Origin of the sequence: Micromonospora sp. NPDC049049 (genome assembly GCF_040649115.1) — a bacterium.
Lineage (GTDB): Bacteria > Actinomycetota > Actinomycetes > Mycobacteriales > Micromonosporaceae > Micromonospora.
Genome location: NZ_JBEZEX010000035.1, coordinates 41,856 through 63,466, shown reverse-complemented (window position 1 = coordinate 63,466; position 21,611 = coordinate 41,856). Strand labels below are relative to the sequence as shown.

General features: G+C 71.2%; 21 protein-coding genes. 10 read left to right on the top strand and 11 right to left on the bottom strand.

Features of this window, described 5'->3' with window-relative positions:
- Positions 1-110 precede the first annotated feature (110 nt).
- Positions 111-935 (bottom strand): SigB/SigF/SigG family RNA polymerase sigma factor, encoded by an 825-nt coding sequence (locus AB0B68_RS27580; protein WP_355007199.1) that lies wholly within the window; start codon positions 933-935, stop codon positions 111-113.
- Positions 936-1,307: 372 nt separating this feature from the next.
- Between AB0B68_RS27580 and AB0B68_RS27575 the strand changes: the two genes are divergently transcribed.
- Positions 1,308-2,057, top strand: a complete 750-nt coding sequence (locus tag AB0B68_RS27575) for a hypothetical protein (protein ID WP_357263721.1) — start codon at positions 1,308-1,310, stop codon at positions 2,055-2,057.
- On the opposite strand, the gene AB0B68_RS27570 is transcribed toward AB0B68_RS27575, so the two are convergent.
- Entirely contained in the window at positions 2,006-3,595 is a 1,590-nt protein-coding gene (locus AB0B68_RS27570; protein WP_357208216.1) for a phospholipase D-like domain-containing protein, read from the bottom strand. The two genes, AB0B68_RS27575 and AB0B68_RS27570, sit on opposite strands and share 52 nt — an antisense overlap.
- Before the next feature lie 133 nt (positions 3,596-3,728).
- On the opposite strand from AB0B68_RS27570, the gene AB0B68_RS27565 reads away from it, so the two are divergent.
- Positions 3,729-3,857 carry a hypothetical protein gene (locus tag AB0B68_RS27565; protein ID WP_256441970.1) on the top strand — a complete coding sequence of 43 codons (129 nt, stop codon included), beginning with the start codon at positions 3,729-3,731 and terminating at the stop codon, positions 3,855-3,857.
- 64 nt (positions 3,858-3,921) lie between these two features.
- On the opposite strand, the gene AB0B68_RS27560 is transcribed toward AB0B68_RS27565, so the two are convergent.
- Both AB0B68_RS27560 and AB0B68_RS27555 read right to left on the bottom strand, forming a co-directional pair.
- Positions 3,922-4,908, bottom strand: a complete 987-nt coding sequence (locus AB0B68_RS27560; protein WP_357204712.1) for a pirin family protein — start codon at positions 4,906-4,908, stop codon at positions 3,922-3,924.
- A 10-nt stretch (positions 4,909-4,918) separates the two neighbouring features.
- Positions 4,919-5,401, bottom strand: coding sequence for a MarR family transcriptional regulator (locus tag AB0B68_RS27555; protein ID WP_357204714.1), 483 nt, complete (start codon positions 5,399-5,401; stop codon positions 4,919-4,921).
- Positions 5,402-5,558: 157 nt separating this feature from the next.
- On the opposite strand from AB0B68_RS27555, the gene AB0B68_RS27550 reads away from it, so the two are divergent.
- Positions 5,559-6,092 carry a GNAT family protein gene (locus AB0B68_RS27550; RefSeq protein WP_357204716.1) on the top strand — a complete coding sequence of 178 codons (534 nt, stop codon included), beginning with the start codon at positions 5,559-5,561 and terminating at the stop codon, positions 6,090-6,092.
- Positions 6,093-6,153: 61 nt separating this feature from the next.
- Here the strand turns inward: AB0B68_RS27550 and AB0B68_RS27545 are convergent, their stop codons facing one another.
- Positions 6,154-6,642 (bottom strand): FBP domain-containing protein, encoded by a 489-nt coding sequence (locus AB0B68_RS27545; RefSeq protein WP_357204718.1) that lies wholly within the window; start codon positions 6,640-6,642, stop codon positions 6,154-6,156.
- A gap of 60 nt (positions 6,643-6,702) precedes the next feature.
- On the opposite strand from AB0B68_RS27545, the gene AB0B68_RS27540 reads away from it, so the two are divergent.
- Positions 6,703-7,272: a WHG domain-containing protein gene (locus tag AB0B68_RS27540; protein ID WP_357204720.1), complete on the top strand. Its 570-nt coding sequence runs from the start codon at positions 6,703-6,705 to the stop codon at positions 7,270-7,272.
- A gap of 33 nt (positions 7,273-7,305) precedes the next feature.
- Positions 7,306-7,893 (top strand): DUF1684 domain-containing protein, encoded by a 588-nt coding sequence (locus AB0B68_RS27535; protein ID WP_357263718.1) that lies wholly within the window; start codon positions 7,306-7,308, stop codon positions 7,891-7,893.
- 51 nt (positions 7,894-7,944) lie between these two features.
- Here AB0B68_RS27535 and AB0B68_RS27530 read toward each other — a convergent pair whose 3' ends face one another.
- Positions 7,945-8,532, bottom strand: a complete 588-nt coding sequence (locus AB0B68_RS27530; RefSeq protein WP_355007209.1) for a general stress protein — start codon at positions 8,530-8,532, stop codon at positions 7,945-7,947.
- 111 nt (positions 8,533-8,643) lie between these two features.
- Here AB0B68_RS27530 and AB0B68_RS27525 point away from each other — a divergent pair, with 111 nt between their 5' ends.
- The 3 genes from AB0B68_RS27525 (at position 8,644) to AB0B68_RS27515 (ending at position 14,134) form a co-directional block, all read left to right on the top strand.
- Positions 8,644-10,473 (top strand): glycoside hydrolase family 15 protein, encoded by a 1,830-nt coding sequence (locus AB0B68_RS27525; protein ID WP_357263715.1) that lies wholly within the window; start codon positions 8,644-8,646, stop codon positions 10,471-10,473.
- 152 nt (positions 10,474-10,625) lie between these two features.
- Positions 10,626-13,502, top strand: coding sequence for a ricin-type beta-trefoil lectin domain protein (locus AB0B68_RS27520; RefSeq protein WP_357263712.1), 2,877 nt, complete (start codon positions 10,626-10,628; stop codon positions 13,500-13,502).
- Between the two features lie 131 nt (positions 13,503-13,633).
- Positions 13,634-14,134, top strand: a complete 501-nt coding sequence (locus AB0B68_RS27515; protein WP_357263709.1) for a metallophosphoesterase — start codon at positions 13,634-13,636, stop codon at positions 14,132-14,134.
- Between the two features lie 414 nt (positions 14,135-14,548).
- Here AB0B68_RS27515 and AB0B68_RS27510 read toward each other — a convergent pair whose 3' ends face one another.
- Positions 14,549-14,779: a DUF3072 domain-containing protein gene (locus AB0B68_RS27510; protein WP_357204743.1), complete on the bottom strand. Its 231-nt coding sequence runs from the start codon at positions 14,777-14,779 to the stop codon at positions 14,549-14,551.
- Between the two features lie 104 nt (positions 14,780-14,883).
- Here AB0B68_RS27510 and AB0B68_RS27505 point away from each other — a divergent pair, with 104 nt between their 5' ends.
- On the top strand, positions 14,884-15,822 hold the full coding sequence (locus AB0B68_RS27505; RefSeq protein WP_357204745.1) for an FAD-dependent oxidoreductase: 939 nt from the start codon (positions 14,884-14,886) through the stop codon (positions 15,820-15,822).
- 9 nt (positions 15,823-15,831) lie between these two features.
- Here AB0B68_RS27505 and AB0B68_RS27500 read toward each other — a convergent pair whose 3' ends face one another.
- The 3 genes from AB0B68_RS27500 to AB0B68_RS27490 form a co-directional block, all read right to left on the bottom strand.
- Positions 15,832-17,127 (bottom strand): cation:proton antiporter, encoded by a 1,296-nt coding sequence (locus AB0B68_RS27500; protein WP_357204731.1) that lies wholly within the window; start codon positions 17,125-17,127, stop codon positions 15,832-15,834.
- A 108-nt stretch (positions 17,128-17,235) separates the two neighbouring features.
- Entirely contained in the window at positions 17,236-17,913 is a 678-nt protein-coding gene (locus tag AB0B68_RS27495; protein ID WP_357204733.1) for an HAD family hydrolase, read from the bottom strand.
- A gap of 26 nt (positions 17,914-17,939) precedes the next feature.
- Positions 17,940-20,078 (bottom strand): SpoIIE family protein phosphatase, encoded by a 2,139-nt coding sequence (locus AB0B68_RS27490; protein WP_357204735.1) that lies wholly within the window; start codon positions 20,076-20,078, stop codon positions 17,940-17,942.
- 198 nt (positions 20,079-20,276) lie between these two features.
- Between AB0B68_RS27490 and AB0B68_RS27485 the strand changes: the two genes are divergently transcribed.
- Entirely contained in the window at positions 20,277-21,086 is an 810-nt protein-coding gene (locus tag AB0B68_RS27485; RefSeq protein WP_357204737.1) for a hypothetical protein, read from the top strand.
- Positions 21,087-21,153: 67 nt separating this feature from the next.
- Here the strand turns inward: AB0B68_RS27485 and AB0B68_RS27480 are convergent, their stop codons facing one another.
- Positions 21,154-21,507 carry a DUF6401 family natural product biosynthesis protein gene (locus AB0B68_RS27480; protein ID WP_357204739.1) on the bottom strand — a complete coding sequence of 118 codons (354 nt, stop codon included), beginning with the start codon at positions 21,505-21,507 and terminating at the stop codon, positions 21,154-21,156.
- Between the last annotated feature and the right edge of the window lie 104 nt (positions 21,508-21,611).

Here is a 21,611-nt window from a genome sequence, read left to right as displayed (position 1 = left end):
GGCAACGGCTGGGTCAAGCTGGTCGGCGACTGGATCGACCGTGGCGTCGGTGACCTGGCGCCGGCCTGGGACGCGGACACCCAGGACCCGGCCCTCCGCTTGTCAACCGGTCAGTAGGTGCCGTCGAGCTGGCCGCGCAGCTTGGTCAGCGCCCGGGTCAGCAGCCGCGAGACGTGCATCTGCGAGACACCGATCTGGTCGGCGATCTGCGACTGGGTCAGGTTGCCGTAGAAGCGCAGCGTCAGGATCTTCTGCTCGCGCTCGTCGAGGGTGGCCAGCGCCGGGCCGAGGGCGACCCGCAGCTCAGCCAGCTCGAACTCGGTGTCCTCGCCGCCGAGCATGTCGCCCAGCTCGGTGGCGCGCTCGCCGTCACCGGTCGGGGTGGACAGCGACACCGCGTTGTACGCGCGGGCGCCTTCCAGGCCCTCCAGCACCTCTTCCTCGGTGAGCTTGAGGTGCGCGGCGATGTCGGCGACCGTCGGCGAGCGGCCGAGGGTCTGCAGGAGCGAGCTGTTGGCGTCGGAGATGGCCAGCCGCAGCTCCTGGAGCCGGCGGGGCACCCGGATGTCCCAGGTGCGGTCCCGGAAGTGTCGCTTGAGCTCCCCGATGATGGTGGGGATCGCGTAACCGGCGAAGTCGACACCGCGCTCGGGGTCGAACTTGTCGATGGCCTTGATCAGGCCGATCGCGGCGGTCTGCGCCAGGTCGTCGTTCGGCTCGCCGCGCCCGCTGTAGCGGTGGGCCAGGTGGTTGGCGAGAGGCAGCCAGGCCTCGATCGCCCGGTCCCGCAGCGCGGCGCGCGACGGGTGGTTGGCGGGCAGCGCCGCCATCGCGTTGAGCAGGTCGGCAGCGCTGTCGGTGAGAGCGCGCGGGTCGAGCTTGGTGGTGGTCTTGACGGCGGCGCTCGGCTGCTCGGTGATCGTTGGCGCGGTCATGGGTGGTCCTCCCTGCACCTCGTCCGCGGACAAAAAGGTGTGACGCTTTGGTTTAGCTTCCAATAGGCCGTTCGGGAGTCACCTTAACCTGATCGGCTCCCGGAAATCTAGCCGAAAGGTTGATGTACTTAAGGTGTGTCCAATGACAAAACGGGCAAACGGTGCGGCGGTCAAGGTGCTTGTGAGGATCCTTACCCAGTTTCCGGCGCGGTCCGCTGCCGGTCGTCCGCCTGATACGACCGATCGGCACACGGCCGCGTCGGCTGGTCAACAGGAAACCCGACAAGTCGCCGGGAGTGTCGGCTATCCGTCCTTGTCCCGCTGGTGGGACCGGCCGTAGCGTCGCGTGTACACACCCGGTTCGGAGGCACCGTGCTCGATCCAGCCGCTCCCCAGCTTGTCGTGAACAGTCGCACCCTCTACTTCAGCTGGCTGCCGGCCGATCCTGACGCGGTCGCCGCGCTGGTCCCTCCGGGGCTCTGCCCCCGCCCCGACCGGCAGGTCTTCCTCAACCAGTACGTCGTCGACGACGAGACGCAGACCTCCGGCTTCGGCGCCTACTCGCTGACCTACCTCGGCGTCTCGCTGCTGGGCGTCGACGCGCCCGGCGGTCTCAACGCCGGCGGCTGGTGGACCCACTACGTGGCCTCCAGCCGGCGGGTCCGTGAGTACGCCGTCGCTCGCGGCGCCCCGGTGCTCTCCGGGCGTACCCACATCGACGTGACCGGCGAGGAGCTGCTCTCCGAGACGGAGATCGACGGCACGCCGTTGATCCGGGCCCGGTGCCGGGTGGGGGAGACCGGGCACGCGATCAGCAGCGGGCACCACCGCTACTTCACCCGGCGCGACGGCCAGCTGGTCAGCTCGGCCTACCCGTTCGTCGCCGAGCCGGTCGCCCCGTTCGAGATCGAGTCGGTCGAGTTCCTCCAGCCCGGCCACCCGATGTACGCGCTGCGCCCGGACAACCCACTGACCATCGGCTTCGGCTACTACTCACCACGCTCGTCGTTCGCCTACCCGGGCGGGCTGCACGTGCACGCGGTGGCCGCGCCGGAGCCGGCCCGACCGTTTCACCAGGTGCCGGCCAGCCTCGCCCGCAGGGGCCTGCCGTCCGGGTCGTAGACCAGCCGGTACACCGGCAGCGCCCAGGCCCGCGTGTACCACGGCAGCCGCTCGGGGCGGTGCGGGCGCAGTCGCCCCGGTGGGCGTTCGCCGACCTGGCCGTCGTCGTACCACCGTTGTAGCGCGTCGGCGGCGGCCGTGACGGCCGCGACGGCGTCGGCCGGGTCGAGCAGGTCGGCGTCGTCCGCGCCGCCCGGGTCACGGTCCAGGTGCTCGCGCCACAACCGCAGTCGCAGGTCCCGGGCGAAGGTGCGCGCGCCGTCACCCCGCCCGGCCGCGTCGGTGGGCTCCCGCTGGTCCGGTGTCTCGTCGAGCACCGCGCAGGACAACTCGCTGTCGTGCGTCCAGGACCGCCGGTTGAAGTTGTCGCTGCCCACGCTGGCCCAGACGTCGTCGACCACACAGACCTTGGCGTGCACGTAGACCGGGTCACCGGCGTGGTTCTCCACGTCGAACACGTGCACCCGGTCCGGTGCGGCCCGCTCACACAGGGACAGCGCCTGCTCGCGCCCCACCATGTTCGGCGGCAACACCAGCTTGCCGTCCACGTCCGGGTGGCGGGGGACGACGGCGACCAGGTGCAGGTCCGGGTTGTCCCGCAGCGCGTGCGCGAACAGGTCCGCGACCTCGGCCGACCAGAGGTACTGATCCTCCAGGTAGATCAGCCGGCGGGCCCGGCGTACGGCCTTGGTGTAACCCCGGGCCACGGTCCGCTCCCCGTCCGGTGCGAACGAGTAGCGCGGACGGACGGCGGGGTAGGTGCGCAGCACCTGGATCTGGTGCGGACCACAGGGCGGCGGATCGGCCGGTTGCTCGGGCAGCGGGTCGGGGCGCAGGTCCGAGCCGCGCAGCCGGTCCCGCAGGTAGGCCATCGGGTTCTCCGAGTCCAACGGCATCGGGTCGGTCCAGCGTTCCCGGAACAGGGTGTCCAACGCGCCGACCACCGGACCGCGCACCGCGAGCTGTACGTCGTGCCAGGGCGGATTGGGTCCGTACCGGGGGGACATCTGCACCGGTTGCGGATCACCGTGGTGCGCGGCGTCGTCGCGGCGGCTGTGGCACAGGTCGATCCCGCCGGCGAAGGCGACGTCCCGCTCGGGTGCGTCGAGGTGCCGCAGCACCACGAGCTTCTGGTGGTGCGAGCCGCCGCGCCGGACCCGCTGGTCCAGCAGCACCTCGCCACCGGCGGCCGAGATCGTCTCGCTGAGGTCGCGGTTTTCCGCCTCGCTGTACGCCAGCACGTCGAGGTGCGAGCGCCAGATCAACCCCTTGACCACCACACCGCGCTGTGCGGCCTGCGCGAAGAGCTGGGCCACTGTCGGACCGTCCGGTCGCAGCCGCTGGTCCGGGTCACCCCGCCAGTCGGTGAAGAACAGGTGGTCGCCGGCACCCAGGGCCTCGACCTCGTCGACCAGTCGGTCGAAGTAGGCCGCACCGTGAATCAACGGCTCGGCGAGGTTTCCCGTGGTCCACACGGGTATGCCAGAGACCGGGTTGGCGCGTTCCTCAGCAGTGAGGAACCAGTCCTGCAACGGCACCGTCCAGCCCCCCTGGAGGTCGGCAACGTCCTCACCGTAGGACCCCCGACGCGGGTCCGCACGTCAGGCCCCGGACCGGTGACCTGACCAACGCCATCGACAGCGACGCGACAACAGCCGAGGAGGCCACACCATGCCCCGCGACACGACGAATCCCGTGACCGAGAACCGCGAGCCGGCGGTGGAGAGCGAGCGGGGCGCGCTGGTAGCGGTGTTGGTGATGGTGATTCTGGGCGTTGCCGGGATCTTTGCGGTCTCCTGAGGTGGCGCCGACGCCCCCGGGCTGAACCGGAGGCGTCGGCGCCGACCTCAGCGGTCGACGGTGGTCAGGGTCGGGTGCCCTGGCCGCCGGTGTGCGGGAGCCGCTCGGTGGGGATCACGCCGAGGCGGCCGGCCTTGAAGTCCTCGAACGCCGTGAGCAGTTCGTCCCGGGTGTTCATCACGAACGGGCCGTACTGTGCCACCGGCTCCCGGATCGGCTGACCACCCATGATGTACAGGTCCAGTGCCGGCGTGTTGCTGTCCTGCGAGGTGTCGGCGCTGAACCGCAGCGCGTCACCCGGGCCGTGCACAGCGAGCTGGCCGGTACGCACCGGACGCCGGTCGGTGCCGACCGTGCCGCGACCGCCCAGCACGTACACCAGGGCGTTGAAGTCGGGCCGCCAGGGCAGGTCGACCTGCGCGCCCGGCTGCACGGTGACGTGCGTGATGGTGATCGGGGTGAAGGTCGAACCCGGACCGCGGTGCCCGGCGACCTCGCCGGCGATGACCCGGATCAGCGCGCCGCCGTCGGGCGTGGTGAGCAGCGCCGACTCCCGACCCCGGATGTCCTGGTAGCGGGGCGGGTTCATCTTGGCCGAGCGGGGCAGGTTGACCCACAGCTGGGTGCCGTGGAAGAGCCCGCCGCTCATGACCAGGTGCTCCGGCGGCGCCTCGATGTGCAGCAGGCCGCTGCCCGCCGTCATCCACTGGGTGTCGCCGTCGGTGATGGTGCCGCCACCGCCGTTGGAGTCCTGGTGGTCGAAGACGCCGTCGATGATGTACGTGACGGTCTCGAAGCCGCGGTGCGGGTGCCACGGGGTGCCCTTGGGCTCGCCCGGCGCGTAGTCGACCTCGCCCATCTGGTCGAGGTGGATGAACGGGTCCAGGTCGGTGGTCGACACCCCGGCGAAGGCGCGACGGACCGGGAAGCCCTCACCCTCGAAGCCGCTGGGCGCCGTGGTCACCGTGCGGACCGGGCGGATCGTGGTGGCCTCGTCGAGCTGGGGCAGGCGGGGAAGGACGAGAACGTTGTCGACGGTGATCGCGGGCATGTCGAGGCTCCTAGCGTGAGGCGGGGGTGGTCGAGCTGGCCCGCGATGCCCGCAGGCGCTCGCCGAGCCGGTCGAAGACCCGGGTGAGGCAGGCGACCTCGGCATCGTCGAGGTCGTCCATGAGATGGGTACGCACCGACGCCAGATGGTGGGGTGCGGCTTCTCGCAGGGCGAGCAGCCCGGCGGCGGTGAGGACCGCCTCGCTGCCGCGCCGGTCGTCCGGGCAGGGCTCCTTGCTGACCAGGCCACGACGCTGCATGGAGGAGACCTGGTAGGTGAGGCGGCTGGGCGAGAAGATCAGCCGGCTGGCCAGCTCGCCCATCCGTAGCCGCTGCCCGGGTGCCTCGGAGAGCAGGACCAGCACGTGGTAGTCGGAGAAGCTGAGATCGCTGGCGACCCGCAGATCCTCTTCCAACTGCGTGTAGAGACGCTGGCTGGCCTCGATGTAGGCGCGCCAGGCGGCCTCTCGGGTGCTGTCCAGGCTCTCGGTCATGCCCACGACGGTAGCACTCTTTCAAATTTAAATAACATCGTTTGAGCGTTGCGTCGGTCACTTCCACGGGTGTTGAGCGTCAGTTCGTGCAGCTTTGAAATAAGCCCGTGTGAAACTTGCGGCGCCCAGGCCGTAGGTTGTGCCAGACTCCGGCCTCGTGGAACACGTGGAACTCTGCGCCGCCGACCTGTTGCTGCGCCCGTGGCGGGACGAGGACGCCCCGGCGGTGCGCGACGCCCTCCGTGATCCGGCGATCGCCCAGTGGAACCCGCAGGGCGGCGGCCCGATCGACGACGAGGTCGCGCTGCTCTGGGTGCGTCGCCGGGCCGACTGGTCCACCGGCGGCCACGCCTCGATGGCGGTCACCGCGGCGGCCGGCGGCGAGCTGCTCGGCTCGGTGTCGCTGCACAATATCCGCGACGGCGACGCGTCCATCGGTTACTGGACGATGCCCGCGGCGCGGGGGCGTCGGGTGGCGGCGCGCGCCGTCGTCCGGCTCACCGAGTGGGCGTTCGCGGATCTCGGGCTGCACCGGGTGGAGTTGTGTCACGCGGTGGCCAACCCGGCGTCCTGCCGGGTCGCCGAGCGCGCCGGCTACCCGGCCGAGGGCACCCTGCGCGAGTCGTACCGCTACGGCGACGGCCGCCGCTACGACGAGCACCTGCACGCCCGCCTGGCCACCGACCGCTAACCGCAGGCGGGCCGGGGTCCGAACACGCTTCGGCCCCGGCCGCGCCGTCTGCCGCGACCCGTCACTCGGTGACCTTGCGGAGGAACGTCGCGAGGGCGCTCCTGACGCGGTCGATCCTCTCCGGCAGGGGCAGCGGCTCGGGCGCGGGAGGCCCGGCGTGCTTCTTGCCCCGCAGGTAGAGCGAGCAGGCCAGGTCGGAACACAGGTAGGTGCCCACGGAGTCGCCCTGCCGCCCGCTCGGGCCGGCCTTGGGGGCGGTCATCAGCGAGACGCCTCCGCCCAGGTGCGTGGTCAGGCAGAACGAGCACATGCTGTGCCGCACGCGCCCCGTCTGGTGCGTCGCGGCCCGCAGCACCACCCCGGCCAGCTTGCCGTCGATCTCGGCGACCAGGTAGGCCCGCTGTGGCGCGGACGGGTCGCGCCAGCCGAGGAAGTCGAGGTCGTCCCACGGCCGCATTTCAAGATCGTTAGGTACGGTCAGCCGCTTCGCCTCGCCTCGACTGCAATTGACGAAGGACGCGCGGATGACGGATTCGGTCAGGACCAACATAGGTAGTAGCCTAGCCCTCCTAGGCAAGTGATTATTGGGGACAGGTTGGGAGTGTGCTGCATGGCACGTGCCGGGGTGACCGCCGAACGTCTGACGCTGGCCGCGGCCGAGTTGGCCGACGAGGTGGGCCTGGAGAACGTCACAGTCGCCGCCCTCGCACGCCACTTCGGGGTCAAGGACGCCAGCCTGTACTTCCACCTCAAGAACGCGCGCGAACTACGGGTCAGAATGGCCCTGCTGGCGCTGGCGGAGCTGGCCGACCGGGTCGCCGCCGCGCTCGCCGGCCGGGCCGGCAAGGATGCTCTCGTCGCGTTCGCCAACGCGTACCGCGACTACGCGCGAGAGCACCCGGGCCGATACGCGGCCATGCAGATCGACCTCGACCCGGAGACGGCCGCCGCGAGCGCGGGCGTCCGGCACGCCGAGATGACCCGGGCGATCCTGCGCGGCTACCAGCTCTCCGAGCCGGACCAGACCGACGCGGTACGGATGATGCACAGCACGTTCCACGGGTTCGTCAGTCTGGAGAAGACCGGCGGCTTCCGGCACACCCCGCGCCCCGCCGACGACTCCTGGTCGCGCACCCTGGACGCCCTCGACGCCGTCCTCACCAACTGGCCGTCGCGCTGAGCTGCCGCAGAGCCACGGCATAGGCTCGGTGGCGTGGATGATCTGGAGTTGGCCGACTGGCGGGAGCGGGTGGCCCGGCTGTACCTGTCCGACGTCGACCTGGCCGGCTTCCGCGCCGGCCGCGACGAACTCTTCGCCAACCACCCGCAGAGCCCGATCCCGGTGGCGGAGCGACCCGACTTCGCCGGGGTGCGTTACTTCCCGCCCAATCCCGGGGCCGTTGTCGAAGCGCCCCTGCGCTCGGCCAGCGGTGAGCTGCGCATCGACACCGGGGGCCCGGACGGGGTGGTCGCGTACCGGCGGGTCGCGGTGGCCGAGACGCCGTGGGGGCCGCTGACCCTGTGGTGGATCGAGGCGTACGGGGGCGGGCTGTTCGTTCCGCTGCGCGACGGCACCTGCGGGCGGGACAGCTACGGGGGAGGGCGGTACCTCACCGACACGGTGAAGGGCACCTTCGGCCGGGGCGTCGAGGTGCTGCCCGGTGACCGGGTCCGGCTGGACGCCAATTACCTCTACAACCCGAGCTGCGCGTACGACGACCGCTGGGCCTGCCCACTGGCGCCGCCGGAGAACCGGGTCGACGTGCCGCTGCGGGCCGGCGAGCTGGCGTACCACGACTGAACGACGAAACGGCCGCCCCGGTGTGTGCCGGGACGGCCGATCGAACGTCGCTCAGCGGGCGTTCGTCGCCGAGTTGGGCATCTGCATCCGACCGAGGAGCTGTCGCGCCTGGTCGGCGAGCTGTGCGTCGACGGTCACGGCGTACTGCCCGGCGCGCAGCGAGCTGGCCGAGGTGAAGTCGCGCTGCCCGCCCGTCATGGCGTGCGCCACCGCGCCGAAGACGGCACCCCAGATCGCGCCGATGACCAGCCCGACCAGGATCACCGCCAGCCAGTTGCCGACCGTGAAGATGCCGAACAACAGGCCGATGAAGAGCCCGAACCAGGCGCCGGTACCGGCGCCGAGCAGCCCGGCTCGACCGGTGGTCATTCGCCCGAGCACCGTCTCCACCAGGGTGAGGTTGGTGCCGACGATGGCGCTGTGCTCCACCGGGAAGCGGTTGTCGGCCAGGTAGTCGACGACCCGCTGTGCGGTCGGATAGTCCGGGTACGAGCCGATCGTCACGGTCGGCGGCCCGCCCTCGGGCCCGTTGCCGTTCCCGCTCGGTGTCGACAGCCGGCCGGCCGGTCCGGATGGAAGCAGGTCGCCACCCTGTGTGCCGGGCCGCCAGTTGCCGGTCGGCCCCGAAGCTGACGTCATGAGCATCCTCCCTCGTCAGCTCCCCGGGTTCCCGCCCAGGCCGACCGGTAACGCGGTGTCCGTCGCCGGGCAGGAGGGGAATGGGCGGCGACTGCCCGGGTAGCCAGCCAGGTGGAGAGCGGACAGATCAGCGACTACGGTTTCCTCGCCGATGGCCGCAGCGCGGCGCTGGTGGACGCCTCGGGCTCGGTCAACTGGTGGTGCCCGGGCCGCTTCGACGCCCCGTCGGTGTTCGGGCGGCTGCTCGACGACAACGCCGGGCACTGGTCCATCCAGCCCGAGGGCGACTACCGGGTCGAGCGCTCCTACCTTGAGGACACCTTGGTGTTGCGGACGGTCTTCCACACCGCGCACGGGGAGGTCGCGCTGACCGACGCGCTCGCCTTCGAGCCCGGCTCACGCGGTCACGACGTCGGTCTGCACTCGCCGCAGGTGCTGGTCCGTTCGGTGGAGGGCCTGTCCGGTTCGGTGCAGATGCGGGTGCACTACCGGCCGCGTTTCGAGTACGGCCGCACCATCGCGTACCTGATCGAGCGGAAGGACATGCTGGAGGCGATCGCCGGTGCCGCCCGACTCACCCTGCGCTGCAGCGAGCGGTTGACCGCCCTGGACGGCGAGGCCACCGGGACGTTCACCGTCCGCGCCGGCACGAAACACAACTTCACCCTCGGGTACGCCCCGACCTACGACGCCCCGCTGCCGGAGGTGCCGGACGCCGACCAGACCATCGCCGACACGGTCGCGGGTTGGCGTTCCTGGTCGACCGAACACCCCTACGACGGGCTCTACCCCGAGCAGGTGCGACGCAGCCGGCTGGTGGTGCAGGGCATGACGTACCGGCCCAGCGGAGCGGTGGTGGCCTCGGTGACCACCTCGCTACCGGAGAAACTCGGCGGGGACCGCAACTACGACTACCGCTACGTCTGGGTGCGCGACTTCAGCCTGACCCTGCGGGCGCTGTGGCGGACGGCGTGCCTGGACGAGGTGCAGCGGCAGTTCGCCTGGTTGGGCCGGGCGATGGGCCGCATCGACGACAGGCCGGTGCCCATCATGTACGGGGTGCTGGGGGAGCGGGACCTCACCGAGCACCGCCTGGAACAGCTCGGCGGCTACCGCGACAGCCCACCCGTGGTGATCGGCAACGACGCGTGGCAGCAGCGGCAGACCGACATCTTCGGCGAGGCGATGGATGCCGCCTGGTTGATGCGCGACAAGCTGGAGCCGCTGGACCCGGAGGTGCAGCACGTGCTCCGCGTGCTCGCCGACCAGGCCGAGCGGGACTGGGAGTTGCCCGACGCGGGCATGTGGGAGGAGCGCGGCGTCCAGCACCACCACGTGTCCTCGAAGGTGCAGTGCTGGGTCGCCCTGGATCGGGCGGTCCGCTTTGGTGACAGGCTCGGAGAGCCGCAGGACGTGGCCCGCTGGGCGTCTGCCCGCGACGCGGTGCGCGCGGAGGTGTTCGAGCGGGGCTGGAACGAGCGGCTCCAGTCGTACACCGGAAGTTTCGAATCCGACGGCCTGGACGCCTCGGTGCTGGTGATGCCGCTGGTCGGGTTCCTGCGGGCCGACGACCCGCGAATGCGCTCGACGATCCGCGCGGTGGAGCAGCGGCTCTCCCACGACGGCCTGCTGCGGCGCTGGGACGGTGACCCGGCGGGTTTTGTGATCTGCTCGTTCTGGCTGGTGTGCTGCCTGGCGTTGGCCGGTGAGCGGGACCGGGCGCACGAGTTGTTCCGAGGGTTGGCGGAGCGGGTCAACGACCTCGGCCTGTTCGCCGAGCAGATCGACCCGCTGACCGGGGAGCAGCTGGGCAACTTCCCGCAGGCGTTCTCCCACATCGGCCTGATCAACGCCGCCGGTGTGCTGACCGACGTCGAGCGGGACCCGACGCTGCGTCAGTGCGGGATGCCCCCGGCGTACTTCTCTCCGGTGGACCGCTGAGCCGGACTTTCGCGGAGATCGTGACAACTTTCTATCTGGCAACGCGAAGTTCTATCGCTTTCCAGTGAAAGACGTTAATGTCCGGGACACCCTGCGGTGCTCCTCCAGTCGGCGGGAGCGGCACCGAGATCCCCCGGACAGCTGGAGGTCTCGTGTCCCGCACACCGCGCCGACGTCTCGTCAGCGCCACCACACTGCTCACCGTCCTGGTCACCCTCTGTCTCGTCCCGCAGGCAAGCGTTCTGCCGGCCGCCGCGTCCCCGGCCCAGGCCGCCGCCCTCGCTCCGCCCGCCACCGCCGGTTTCGAGAAGGTCGCACTGGATGGCGGCCTGTCCATGGGCGAACCGATCGAACTGGCCGTGGCGCCCGACGGCAAGGTCTTCTACATCAACCGGGGCACCAGCAGCGCCGGTGGTCAGGTCCGCCTCTACAACCCGGCGACCAGGTCCACCACAGTGGCCCTCACCCTGGCGCTGGACGCCCGCTTCGAGGACGGCCTGATCGGCATCACCCTGCACCCGAGCTTCGCGAGCAACCGCTGGGTCTACCTCTTCTACTCGCCGAAGGTCACCCCACTGGTCAACCGGATCAGTCGGTTCACCTTCAACCCGTCCACGCTGCTGCTCGACCCGGGCAGCGAGGACATGCTGATCGAGTGGCCCACCGAACGCGATCTGTGCTGCCACTCGGCCGGCTCGATGAGCTGGGACACCGTCGGCAACCTGTACTTCGCCGTCGGCGACAACACCAACTCCGGCGGCGACTCCGCCGGGATGGCCCCGATCGACGAGCGGACGAACCGCAACGCCCAGTACGACGCCCAGCGCACCTCCGGCAACACGAACGACCTGCGCGGCAAGATCAACCGGATCCACCCGGAGAACGACGGCAGCTACACCGTCCCCGCCGGCAACCTCTTCGCCGCCGGCACCGCCCTGACGCGCCCGGAGATCTACGTGATGGGTGTGCGCAACCCGTACCGGATCTGGGTGGACCGCAAGGCGAACAACACCCTCTACTGGGGTGAGGTCGGCCCCGACGCCGGCACCGACCTCGCCAACCGCGGCCCGGCGGCCTACGACGAGTTCAACCGGGCCAACGGGCCCGGCAACTACGGCTGGCCGTACTGTGGCGGCCCCAACGTCGCCTACAACGACTGGGACTTCGCCACCGCCACACCGCGTGGTTGGTTCCCCTGCGGCGGCTCGACCGGACCGGTGAACAACTCACCCCGCAACACGGGCGTCCAGCAGCTACCGCCGACCAGACCGGCACTCGTCTGGGAGCAGCACGGCGGCAGTGAGGACTGGCCGGCGCTGGACAACCCGGGTGGGTGCGGATCGCCCAACCACGTCGAGGTCTACCACTACGACCCGAACCTCGTCTCGGACGTGAAGTGGCCGGCCTACTACGACAACAAGTGGCTGATCTCCGAGTACTGCCGCAACTGGATCAAGGAGGTCCAGTTCGACAACGGCAACCCGTCCACCGGGGCACCGACAGTCATCGAGCCGGTGCTCGCCGGCATGCAACTCGTCCACCCCATCGACTGGCAGTTCGGCCCGGACGGCTCGCTCTACCTGCTGGAATACGGCAGCGGCTACTTCTCCGGCGCGGTCGACGCGGGTCTCTACAAAATCAACTACGTCCAGGGTGGCCGGTCGCCGGTGGCCAAGGCCACCGTCAACCGGGACAACGGCCTGGCACCCCTCGCGGTGACCTTCTCCAGCGCCGGCAGCTCGGACCCGGACGGCGACCCGCTGACGTACGCGTGGGACTTCACGAACAACGGCAGCACCGACTCGACAGCGGCGAACCCGTCCTTCACGTACTCCGCGAACGGCAGCTACAGCGCCCGGCTCACCGTCAACGACGGCACCGGCCGCAGCGCCACCACAGTGGTGTCGGTGGTGGTCGGCAACAACCGACCTACTGTCACGTTGACCGGACTGCCCGCCGGCGGACTCTTCGACTGGGAGCAGGACCTGACGGTGGGCGCCACGGCCAGTGACCCGCAGGACGGCACGCCGGCCTGCTCGGCGGTGGTCGTCCGGGCGGCGCTGGGCCACCAGGAGCACGCCCACGAGGAGGGGGAGGGGACCGGATGCGGCGCGACCTTCAACACCGGACCGGTGCACGCCGGCCCCGACTCGGTGCTGTTCTTCGTCCTGCGGGGCAGCTACACCGATCGTGGGGCGACCGGTTCGGTCGCACTCACGGGTGAGCAGGAGATCAGCCTCTACCCGAAACAGTGGCAGGCCGAGCACTTCGTCCAGCTCAACGGCCCCAAGGTGATCGACCAGGCGGCGGCCGAGGGTGGCAAGCGGCTGGGTGACGTCCAGAGCGGCGAGAGCGTCCGACACCACGCGGTGAGCCTCAAGGGGATCACCGGCGTCCGGGCCCGGGTCTCCTCCGGCGGCCCCGGCGGCACCCTCTCCTTCCGGTACGACTCACCGACCGGCACCGAGGTCGCCCGGATCGCGGTGCCGAACACCGGCGGCTGGGACAACTACACAGAGCTGAGCGCCACGGTGACCAAGCCGGACGACGGCACCCACGACCTGTACCTGGTCGTCACCGGCGGGAGCGGGGCGTTGCTGGACGTGGACAGCTACACCTTCACCGGCCCGGGCGTCGGCACCGGCGGCGCGCGCACCGGTGAGGTCAAGGCCCTCGGCAAGTGCGCGGACATCGCCTCCAGCCAGACCGCGAACGGCACCAAAGTGCAGACCTGGACCTGCAACGGCACCGCCGCCCAGCGCTGGACCCTGCCCGGCGACGGCACGGTGCGAGGGCTCGCCAAGTGCCTGGACGTGAAGGCAAGCGGCACCACCGACGGCACCCTCGTGCAGCTCTACGACTGCAACGGCACCGGGGCCCAGCAGTGGGCCGCCCAGTCGGACGGCAGTCTGCGCAACCCCCAGTCCGGGCGTTGCCTGGACATCCCCAACTCGGATCTCACCGACGGACGGCAACTGCGGATCTGGACCTGCAACGGCACCGGGGCGCAACGCTGGACCCTGCCCTGACCGCCCCCTGAACGGCTCGGTACCCGTACCCGAGCGTCGATGACGCACGGGGCCGGGCGGCGGAGGCGGAGCCCGGCCGTCCACCCACGTCCCCCGGGTGGGCGGCCAGGACTCGGGGGAGAATGCCGGGTATGCGGCTGGTGCTCACGGCGGACACCCACCTACCCAAGCGGGCCCGGGACCTACCCGGGCCCCTCTGGGCGGCCATCGACGCGGCCGACGTGGTGGTGCACGCCGGCGACTGGGTGGACGAGGCCCTGCTCGACGCCATGACGGTGCGATCGCGCCGACTGATCGGGGTGTACGGCAACAACGACGGGCCGGCGCTGCGCGCCCGGCTGCCGGAGGTGGCCCGGGTCGAACTCGACGGCCTGCGGATCGCTGTGGTGCACGAGACGGGCCCCCGGACCGGCCGGGAGAAGCGGTGCGCGGCTCGCTTTCCCGACGTCGACCTGCTGGTGTTCGGGCATTCGCACATTCCCTGGGACACCGAGGCGCCCGGTGGGCTACGCCTGATCAACCCCGGGTCACCCACCGACCGCCGCTCCCAACCCCACGCCACCTACCTCACCGCCGAGGTGCACGAGGGCAGCCTGACCGAGGTGAAGCTGCACCCCCTGCCCCGCCCCTGATTGCCCTCCCCAGGCCCTGCGCCCCGTCGTCCTCCCTCTCGCCCTCTCGCCCCTCGCCCCTGCCCTCTCGCCCCTGCTCCCTGCGCATGACCTGGAGGGCCTCACTCTGATGAGCGTGATGTCTGTGAGTCATCACGATGACCCGGAGACATCAGGCTCATCAGCGGATGTGGCTCCAGCGCTCATCCCTGGCCAGCCGTTGGGCCTGACGGCCAACGGCGGCAGGGCAGTCCGCGGGCGGGGTGGCAGGGGCGAGGCGGGGCCCCTCCTCGCCCCTGCTCCCTGCTTCCTACTCCCGCGATCTTGCACTTGCTGTCGTTGTTCTGCGCCTTGCGTGCCTTTTGTCGCGACAGCAAGTGCAAGATCGCGTGGAGAGGGTGCGAGCGGCGCCTCGCCGATCATGGAGTTGTGGGGTTACTGGCCTCGGCCGGTTTTGGCTTGGAGTTCGTCGATGCGCTTGGACGCCTCGGCCTTGGTCAGGTCGTCCGGGAGATCGGCGTGGGCCTCCCGGGCCAGCGTGCTCAGGTAGGACTCCTGAGCGGCGGTCGGCGGCTCGTCCCCGGTGACCCACTCGTCCGGGTCCTTGATCGCGGCGTTCTGGTCGGCGTTCTGGTCGACCTGCTCGGTGCGGCGGTCCGTCATCATCATCACCCTTTCTTTCGAACAGGTGTGCCAGTACCCCGATCATTGGTGGTTCATGCCCGAACCCCGCCACCTACGATCATCGGATGACGAAGGACCGGTCGAGCGTGGTGGTGGTCGGGGCGGGCATAGCCGGGGTGGCCTGTGCGGTCGAGTTGACCCGGGCCGGGGTGCCGGTGCAGGTCCGGGAGCGGGGGCACGTCTGCGGTGGCCGGATGGCCAGCAAACGCTTCCAGGGCCGGCCCGCGGACATCGGCGCCGCCTACTTCACCGCCACCGACCCGGACTTCGCCGCACTGGTCGAGCAGTGGCGCGCCGCCGGGCTCGTCCACGAATGGACCGACACCTTCCTGGCGTACGACCGGAGTGGAAACCACGAGGTGGCCGGGCCGATGCGTTACGCCGCTCCCCGTGGGCTTCGCTCGTTGGTCGAGCACCTGGCCGGCGCGGTACCGGTGACCGTCGACCGGCTGGTGCTCACAGTGGAACCCGGCCCGGTCGTCGACGGGCAGCCGTGTGCGGCGGTCGCCCTGGCCATGCCGGGTCCGCAGGCCGCCCTGCTGCTCGACCCGGCCCTGACCGAGGCCACCCGGGTCGTACAGGAGCAACGCTGGTCGCCGTCGCTGGCCGCGGTGCTGCGCTTCCCCACGCGGCGCTGGCCGGACTTCCGGGGCGCGTTCGTCAACGAGCACCCGGTGCTCAACCTCGTCTGCGACGACGGCGACCGGCGCGGTGACGGCGCGCCGGTGCTGGTCGCGCACACCGTGCCGGCGTTCGCGGCCGGGCACCTGGCTCAACCCACCGGGGCCGGCCCGGCGATCGAACAGGCCGTCCGGGACCTGCTCGGGCTGCCCGAGCCGGCCGTCGACGTGCACGTGCACCGTTGGACGTACGCGAAGCCGACCAGCGACGCCGGCGGCGCCACCTACCACCTCGACGCCGACGGGATCGGCCTGGCCGGCGACGCGTTCGGCAAGCCCCGGGTGCAGAGCGCCTGGCGCTCCGGCCGGGACCTGGGCCGTGCGCTGGCCGCCCGCCTGGCCTGAGTCACCCCGTCAGGCGTGCCCGGCTGCCGCGACGGGGCGAGGGTCGGCGTCCCGCTCGGCCGGGTCGGAGGTTCGCTCTCCCTCCCGGTCCAGCAGTTGCATGACCGGGGTCGCCGTGATGCCGTGCACCACGACGGAGACGAGCACCACCAGCCCGACGGTCGCCCAGAGCAGTTCGGCCTGCGGGAAGTCGGCCTTGGTGGTGGCGTACGCGAGGTAGTAGAACGAGCCGACGCCGCGGATGCCGAACAACGAGATGACCCAGTGTTCGGCCGGGCGTCCGGGAGCGCCGCGCAACGACAGCCAGGCGATCAGAGGCCGCACCAGGAACACCAGCGCCAGCCCGACGGCGGCTGCCGGCCAGGTCAGCGGGCCCAGCAGACCACCCACTATCGCGCCGCCGAGCAGCAGCAACAGCACCAGGGTGAGCAGCCGTTCGACCTGCTCGGCGAAGTCGTGCAGCACCGAGTGGAACTCGTGGGTCCGTTCGGCGGCCCGAATGGCCCGGGCGGCCACGAACACCGCCAGGAAGCCGTACCCGCCGACCACCTCCACCAGCCCGTACGCCAGGAACGTGGCGGCCAGCGCCAGGAAGCCCTCGGCGTGCCGGGCCAGCCGCAGCTCGCTGGGTGCGCGGAAGAACAGCTTGCCGAGCAACCAGCCGATGAGCAGGCCACCGCCGACGCCGATGCTGATCTTCCACAGCACGTCCACTGTGAACCACTCGGCCAACCAGTCGCTCGGGGCGAGGCTGGTCGAGGCGATGGCGATGGCCGCGTAGACGAACGGGAACGCCAGCCCGTCGTTCAGGCCGGCTTCGGAGGTCAACGCGAAGCGGACCTCGTCCTCGGAATCCTCCACGTCGGTCGGCTCGCCGACCTGCACGTCGGCGGCGAGCACCGGGTCGGTGGGCGCCAGCGCGGCACCCAACAGCAGCGCGGCGGCCGGCACCAGCCCCGCCCACCACCAGCCGAGCACTGCCACCGCCGCGATGCACAGGGGCATCGCGATCGCCAGGAGCCGCCAGGTGGACGACCACCGCCGCCAACTCAACGGCCGGTCGATCTTCAGCCCCGCGCCCATCAGCGCAACGATCACCCCGATCTCGGTGAGGTGGGTGGCCAGCTCCGGGTGGGCCAGGGGGTCCGGCGACGGCAGCCCGACCGGCAGCAGGAACACCAGCATGCCGAGGGCGAGGAAGGCGATCGGCATGGACAGCGGGCGGCGCTCCAGCACCCGCGGCAGGATGCCCGCGAGCAGCGCGCCCAGACCCACCAGTGCGAACGCCACATCTACCGGCTCCACCGGCACCACCTTTCCGCCCGCACCCGCGAGGTGCGGGCAGGTGGTGACAGTCCTTGCCCCGCAAGGGCTCCGGCTATGCGCGTCGGTGCCGGTGGACCCGAGTGATCCTCACCGGGGTCGGGTGAGCGGCGAGTCCGCCAACTCGTGCAACAGCGCGGCCGGGTCGTCGTACACCGCCACGGCACCCGCGCCGGCGAGCTCGCCGCGGCTGGTGCCACCGCAGGTCAGGCCCACACACGGGATGTTCAACTTGCCGGCCGCCACGACGTCCCACACCGAGTCGCCGACGAAGACCACCCGCTCGGCGGTCAAGCCGGACTGCTCCAACGCGGCGACCAGGATGTCCGGTGCCGGCTTGCTCTGCTCGGCGTCCGCGGAGGAGGTGATCGTGTCGATCACGTCTTCGGCGCCCAGCGCCCGACGAAGCGCGCCCACCTCGGGTTCCGAGGCGGAGGTGGCCAGCACGACACGCAAACCCCGCTCGGCGCAGGCGCGCAACAAGTCGGCCGCCCGGGGTAGCGGCGTGAGTCGTTCCCAGTACTCGGCGTAGAGGGTGTCGTGCGCGTCGCGCAGCTTGGAGTCGGCGTCGCGGTCCCGCTCCGGGCCGAGGAGATGATCCAGGAGCTTGTCCGACCCCATCCCGATCGAACGGTGCACCACCGCCATCGGCACCGGCTGATCGGTCTGGCGTAACGCCTCCCACCAGCTCACCGTGTGCAGGTAGGTGGTGTCGACCAGGGTGCCGTCGACATCGAAGAGGACCCCGGCGGGCCGGTTGGTGGCCATTAGGCGTCCTCCTGCCATCGGGCGGCTCAGGGCTGCGCGGCCGGCGGCGTGAGGATCTCGAACCAGACCGTGGAGCCCCGGACCGACGGGTCGGTGCCCCAGGCGTCGCTGAGCTCCTCGATCAGGCCGAGGCCGCGCCCGCGACTGCTCAACGTGTCGGTACGGGCCCGGGTCACGGTCCCCCGAGTGCCGGAATCGGCTACCGAGACGAGCAGCCGCTCGGCGCTGAGGTCGATCTCCACCCGGGCGGCAGTGCCGGCGTGCAGCAACGCGTTGGTGGTCAGCTCGCTGGTGCAGAGCACCGCCGCTCCGATCACCGACTCGGGCACCTGCCACTCGGTGAGCTGGCCGGTCAGCCAGTGCCGGACCCGGCTGGGCGCGGTCGGCTCGGCGGGCACCTCCATGCTCGCCGAACGACTCGGTCTGAGCGCGTGCTCGACCGCCAGCACGGCCACGTCGTCCTCCGTGCCGCCCGGGACCGCCGCGGTGGCCACCGCGCAGAGCGCGCGGGGGTCGCCGCTGCCGGCCTTGGCAATGGCGTCGCTCAGGGTGGCCAGCCCGGCGCTCAGGCTCTGCCGGCGACGCTCCACCACCCCGTCGCTGAACAGCAGCAGGGTGTCACCGGGGCGGAACGGGACGGTCGTGGTGCCCGGCCGGCCGCCCAACCCCAGCGGCGGCCCGGCCGGGACGTCGACATACTCGGCGTGGAACCGACCATCCGCGTCACCGCGGCGGATCAACGGCGCGGGGTGACCGGCGCTGGCCAGGGTCAGTTCCCGCCGCTCCGCGTCGATCACCCCGAACGCCACGGTCACGAACAGCTCGTGGGTGCTGGCCTCCGCGCCGAGGCTGGTCACCAGCCGATCCAGGCCGGCCAGGACCGCGTCGGGCGTCGGGTCGGCCAGGGCCAGAGCGCGCAGCGCGGCCCGGACCTGCCCCATCCGCGCGGCGGCCTGCACGTCGTGCCCGGCGACGTCGCCCAGCACCACGCCGAGCGAGCCGTTGGGCAGCAGGAACGCGTCGTAGAAGTCACCGCCGGCCGCGTTGCCGTCCACACCCGGGTCGTAGCGGGCCGCGATCCGCAACCGGGGAAGATCCGGAAGGTGCTCCGGCAACATGCTGCGCTGCAACAGTTGGGCAGTGCCGTGCTGGGTCTCGAAACGGCGGGCCCGCTCGGCGGCCTGGCCGATCAGCTCGGCGGAGGCGGCCAGCAGCGCCCGTTCGGCGGGGGACCAGGTGTGCGGAACCTGGTACCCGACCGCCAGCCCGCCGCGGACCACTGAGGTGCCTAGCGGCAGGGCCGCCATCGCGCGGATCTTCTGGTCGTGGCGGTCCACGGCGGTGTCCCGCAGCGGCTGCCCGTCGCGGGTGAACGACGGGGCGCCGGAGCGGGCCGCCTGGACCACCGGGGCCGACCAGTCCGCCGGCGCGCGCCTCCAGAGCGGGGGGAGCCGCTCGTCGGCCTCGTCCAACAACTCACCACGGACCCGACGCACCATGCGCCAGCCGCCGCCGCCCTCGTCGACGGCGAACGACGCCTGGTCGGGGTCGAACGTGGTGATCGCGTACCGCAGCGCCACCCGGGCCACGTCGTCGAGGGTGAGGGTGCCGGCGAGCGCCGCGGCCACCTCGCTGAGGCTCTGCAACTGCTCGGTGACGTGGGTGGTCTCGGCCGCGACAGTCAACACGCCGACGATCTGCCCGGCGCTGTCGCGCACCGGTGAGTAGCCCCGGGTGAAGACCGCCTGCTCCACCGTGGCGGAGTGCCCACGGACCAGCGGGAGGGTGGACTCCTTCTCCAGGAAGGGTTCGCCCTGCCGGTAGCAGCGCTCGATCACCGCACCGACGCCGGGCAGCGCCCAGATCTCCGCGAACACCTCGGCGGCCGGACGACCGAGGGCGCTGGGGTGTTTGGTGCCCAGCAGTTCGGCGTAGCCCGCGTTGTAGAGCAGGACGAGGTCGTCGCCGTACGCCAGGGCCATCGGCATCGGTGAAGCGAGGACCAGCTCCACCACCGCCTGGAGGGCAACGTCCCAGTTGTCGGCCGGGCCGAGCGGGGTGTTGGCCCAGTCGTGGGCGAGCACGCCGACGGCCGGGCCGGACCCGGTGGGTGCGCCCGGGCCCGGAGTTGCTGGCGTGGGGACCCGCCCGACCGTTCCTGGCATGTTCGCAGCCTAGTCGGCCGACCGGAAAAGGCATCCGACCACGGCGGCCGGCCGTCGCCGAGTCCGCCGCGTTGGCCGTTTGGGCAGTTCAGGGCCCCTGTCCGGAGGTCTGTCGGGAAAAACGCCGCGCGCTGCGCGGAGTGCCGGACCGGTTGCCGGGTATGCGCCCGGCGCAGTCCATGCGACAGGAGGGACATCATGCTGAAAACCCTCGCGGTCCGGCAGGCCGACATCGGCGATGCCATCGCCGACACCTGGAGGTCGGTGCTGCTCTTCATCCCGAAGGCAGTGGCCTTCATCGTCATCCTCGTGGTCGGCTGGCTCATCGCCAGAGCCGTCCTCAAGATCGTGGATACGGTGCTGGAACGGGTGCGCTTCGACCAGGCGGTCGAACGCGGTGGCATCAAACGGGCCCTGGAGAGAACGAAGTACGACGCCAGCGACATCCTGGCCAGACTGGCGTACTACGCCGTACTGCTGTTCACGCTGCAGTTCGCCTTCGGAGTCTGGGGGCCCAACGCGATCAGTGACCTGATCAGCGGCGTGGTGGCCTGGCTGCCGCGCGCGTTCATCGCGATCGTCATCGTGGTGGTGGCGGCCGCGATCGCCAACGCTGTCCGGGATCTGGTCACCGGGGCGTTGGGAGGGCTCTCGTACGGCAAGGTGCTGGCCGACCTGACGGCGATCTTCATCATCGCGCTCGGCGTGATCGCCGCCCTGAACCAGGTGGGTATCGCCACCACGGTGACCACTCCGGTGCTGATCGCGGTGCTCGCCACGGTGGCCGGCATCCTGATCGTCGGTGTCGGTGGCGGCCTGGTGAAACCGATGCAGAAGCGCTGGGACGGCTGGCTGGACCGGGCGGCCCAGGAGGCCCGGGCGGTGCAGCAGCAACGTCAGGCCGCGTCGGCCGGGCGTAGCGACGTGGAGCGGCAGATGGCCGACCGCGGGGGTGACCGCACCCAGGCCATGCCTCGGGTGGACGAAGCCCAGCAGTACCGCTCGTAGCGGGCGGAACGGCACGACGGGTGGGAGGGTGTTCCGCGTACGCCGCGGGGTGCCCTCCCCTCGCGTGTCAGTGCTGGTCGAGTGCGCGAGCCAGCGCGCAGACCGCGACCAGCCGGGTGAGCAGCCACTCCGGCTCGCTCCAGTCCACCGCCCCGCTCGGCGGCGTCCACCCGTGCTCCAGCGCGGCGGCGCGCACCCCCTCGGCGTAGCCGGCGAGCGCCGCGGAGGTCAGCGGCGTGCGGTCGCCGTCGAGGCTGTCCCGGACGGCCGCCGCATGCTGGTCGACGAGGGCCAGCAGCCCCGGGCGCGCGGCGGCGGCGGCGAGCCCGACAGTGCCCACGGAGACGATGAGGGCGGCCAGGGTGGACCGCGCCGAGTCGACGGCGGTACGGGAGGCGACCCGGTTGAACGGCACACGCATGGTGACCGAGGCTAACCGACCAGTGTTCGCGTCGACCTCGTCCGCTCGGCGGATGTCGGCTGCACCACTGGGGCGCTCGCCGCTGACCTGGGGGATTGATCCGG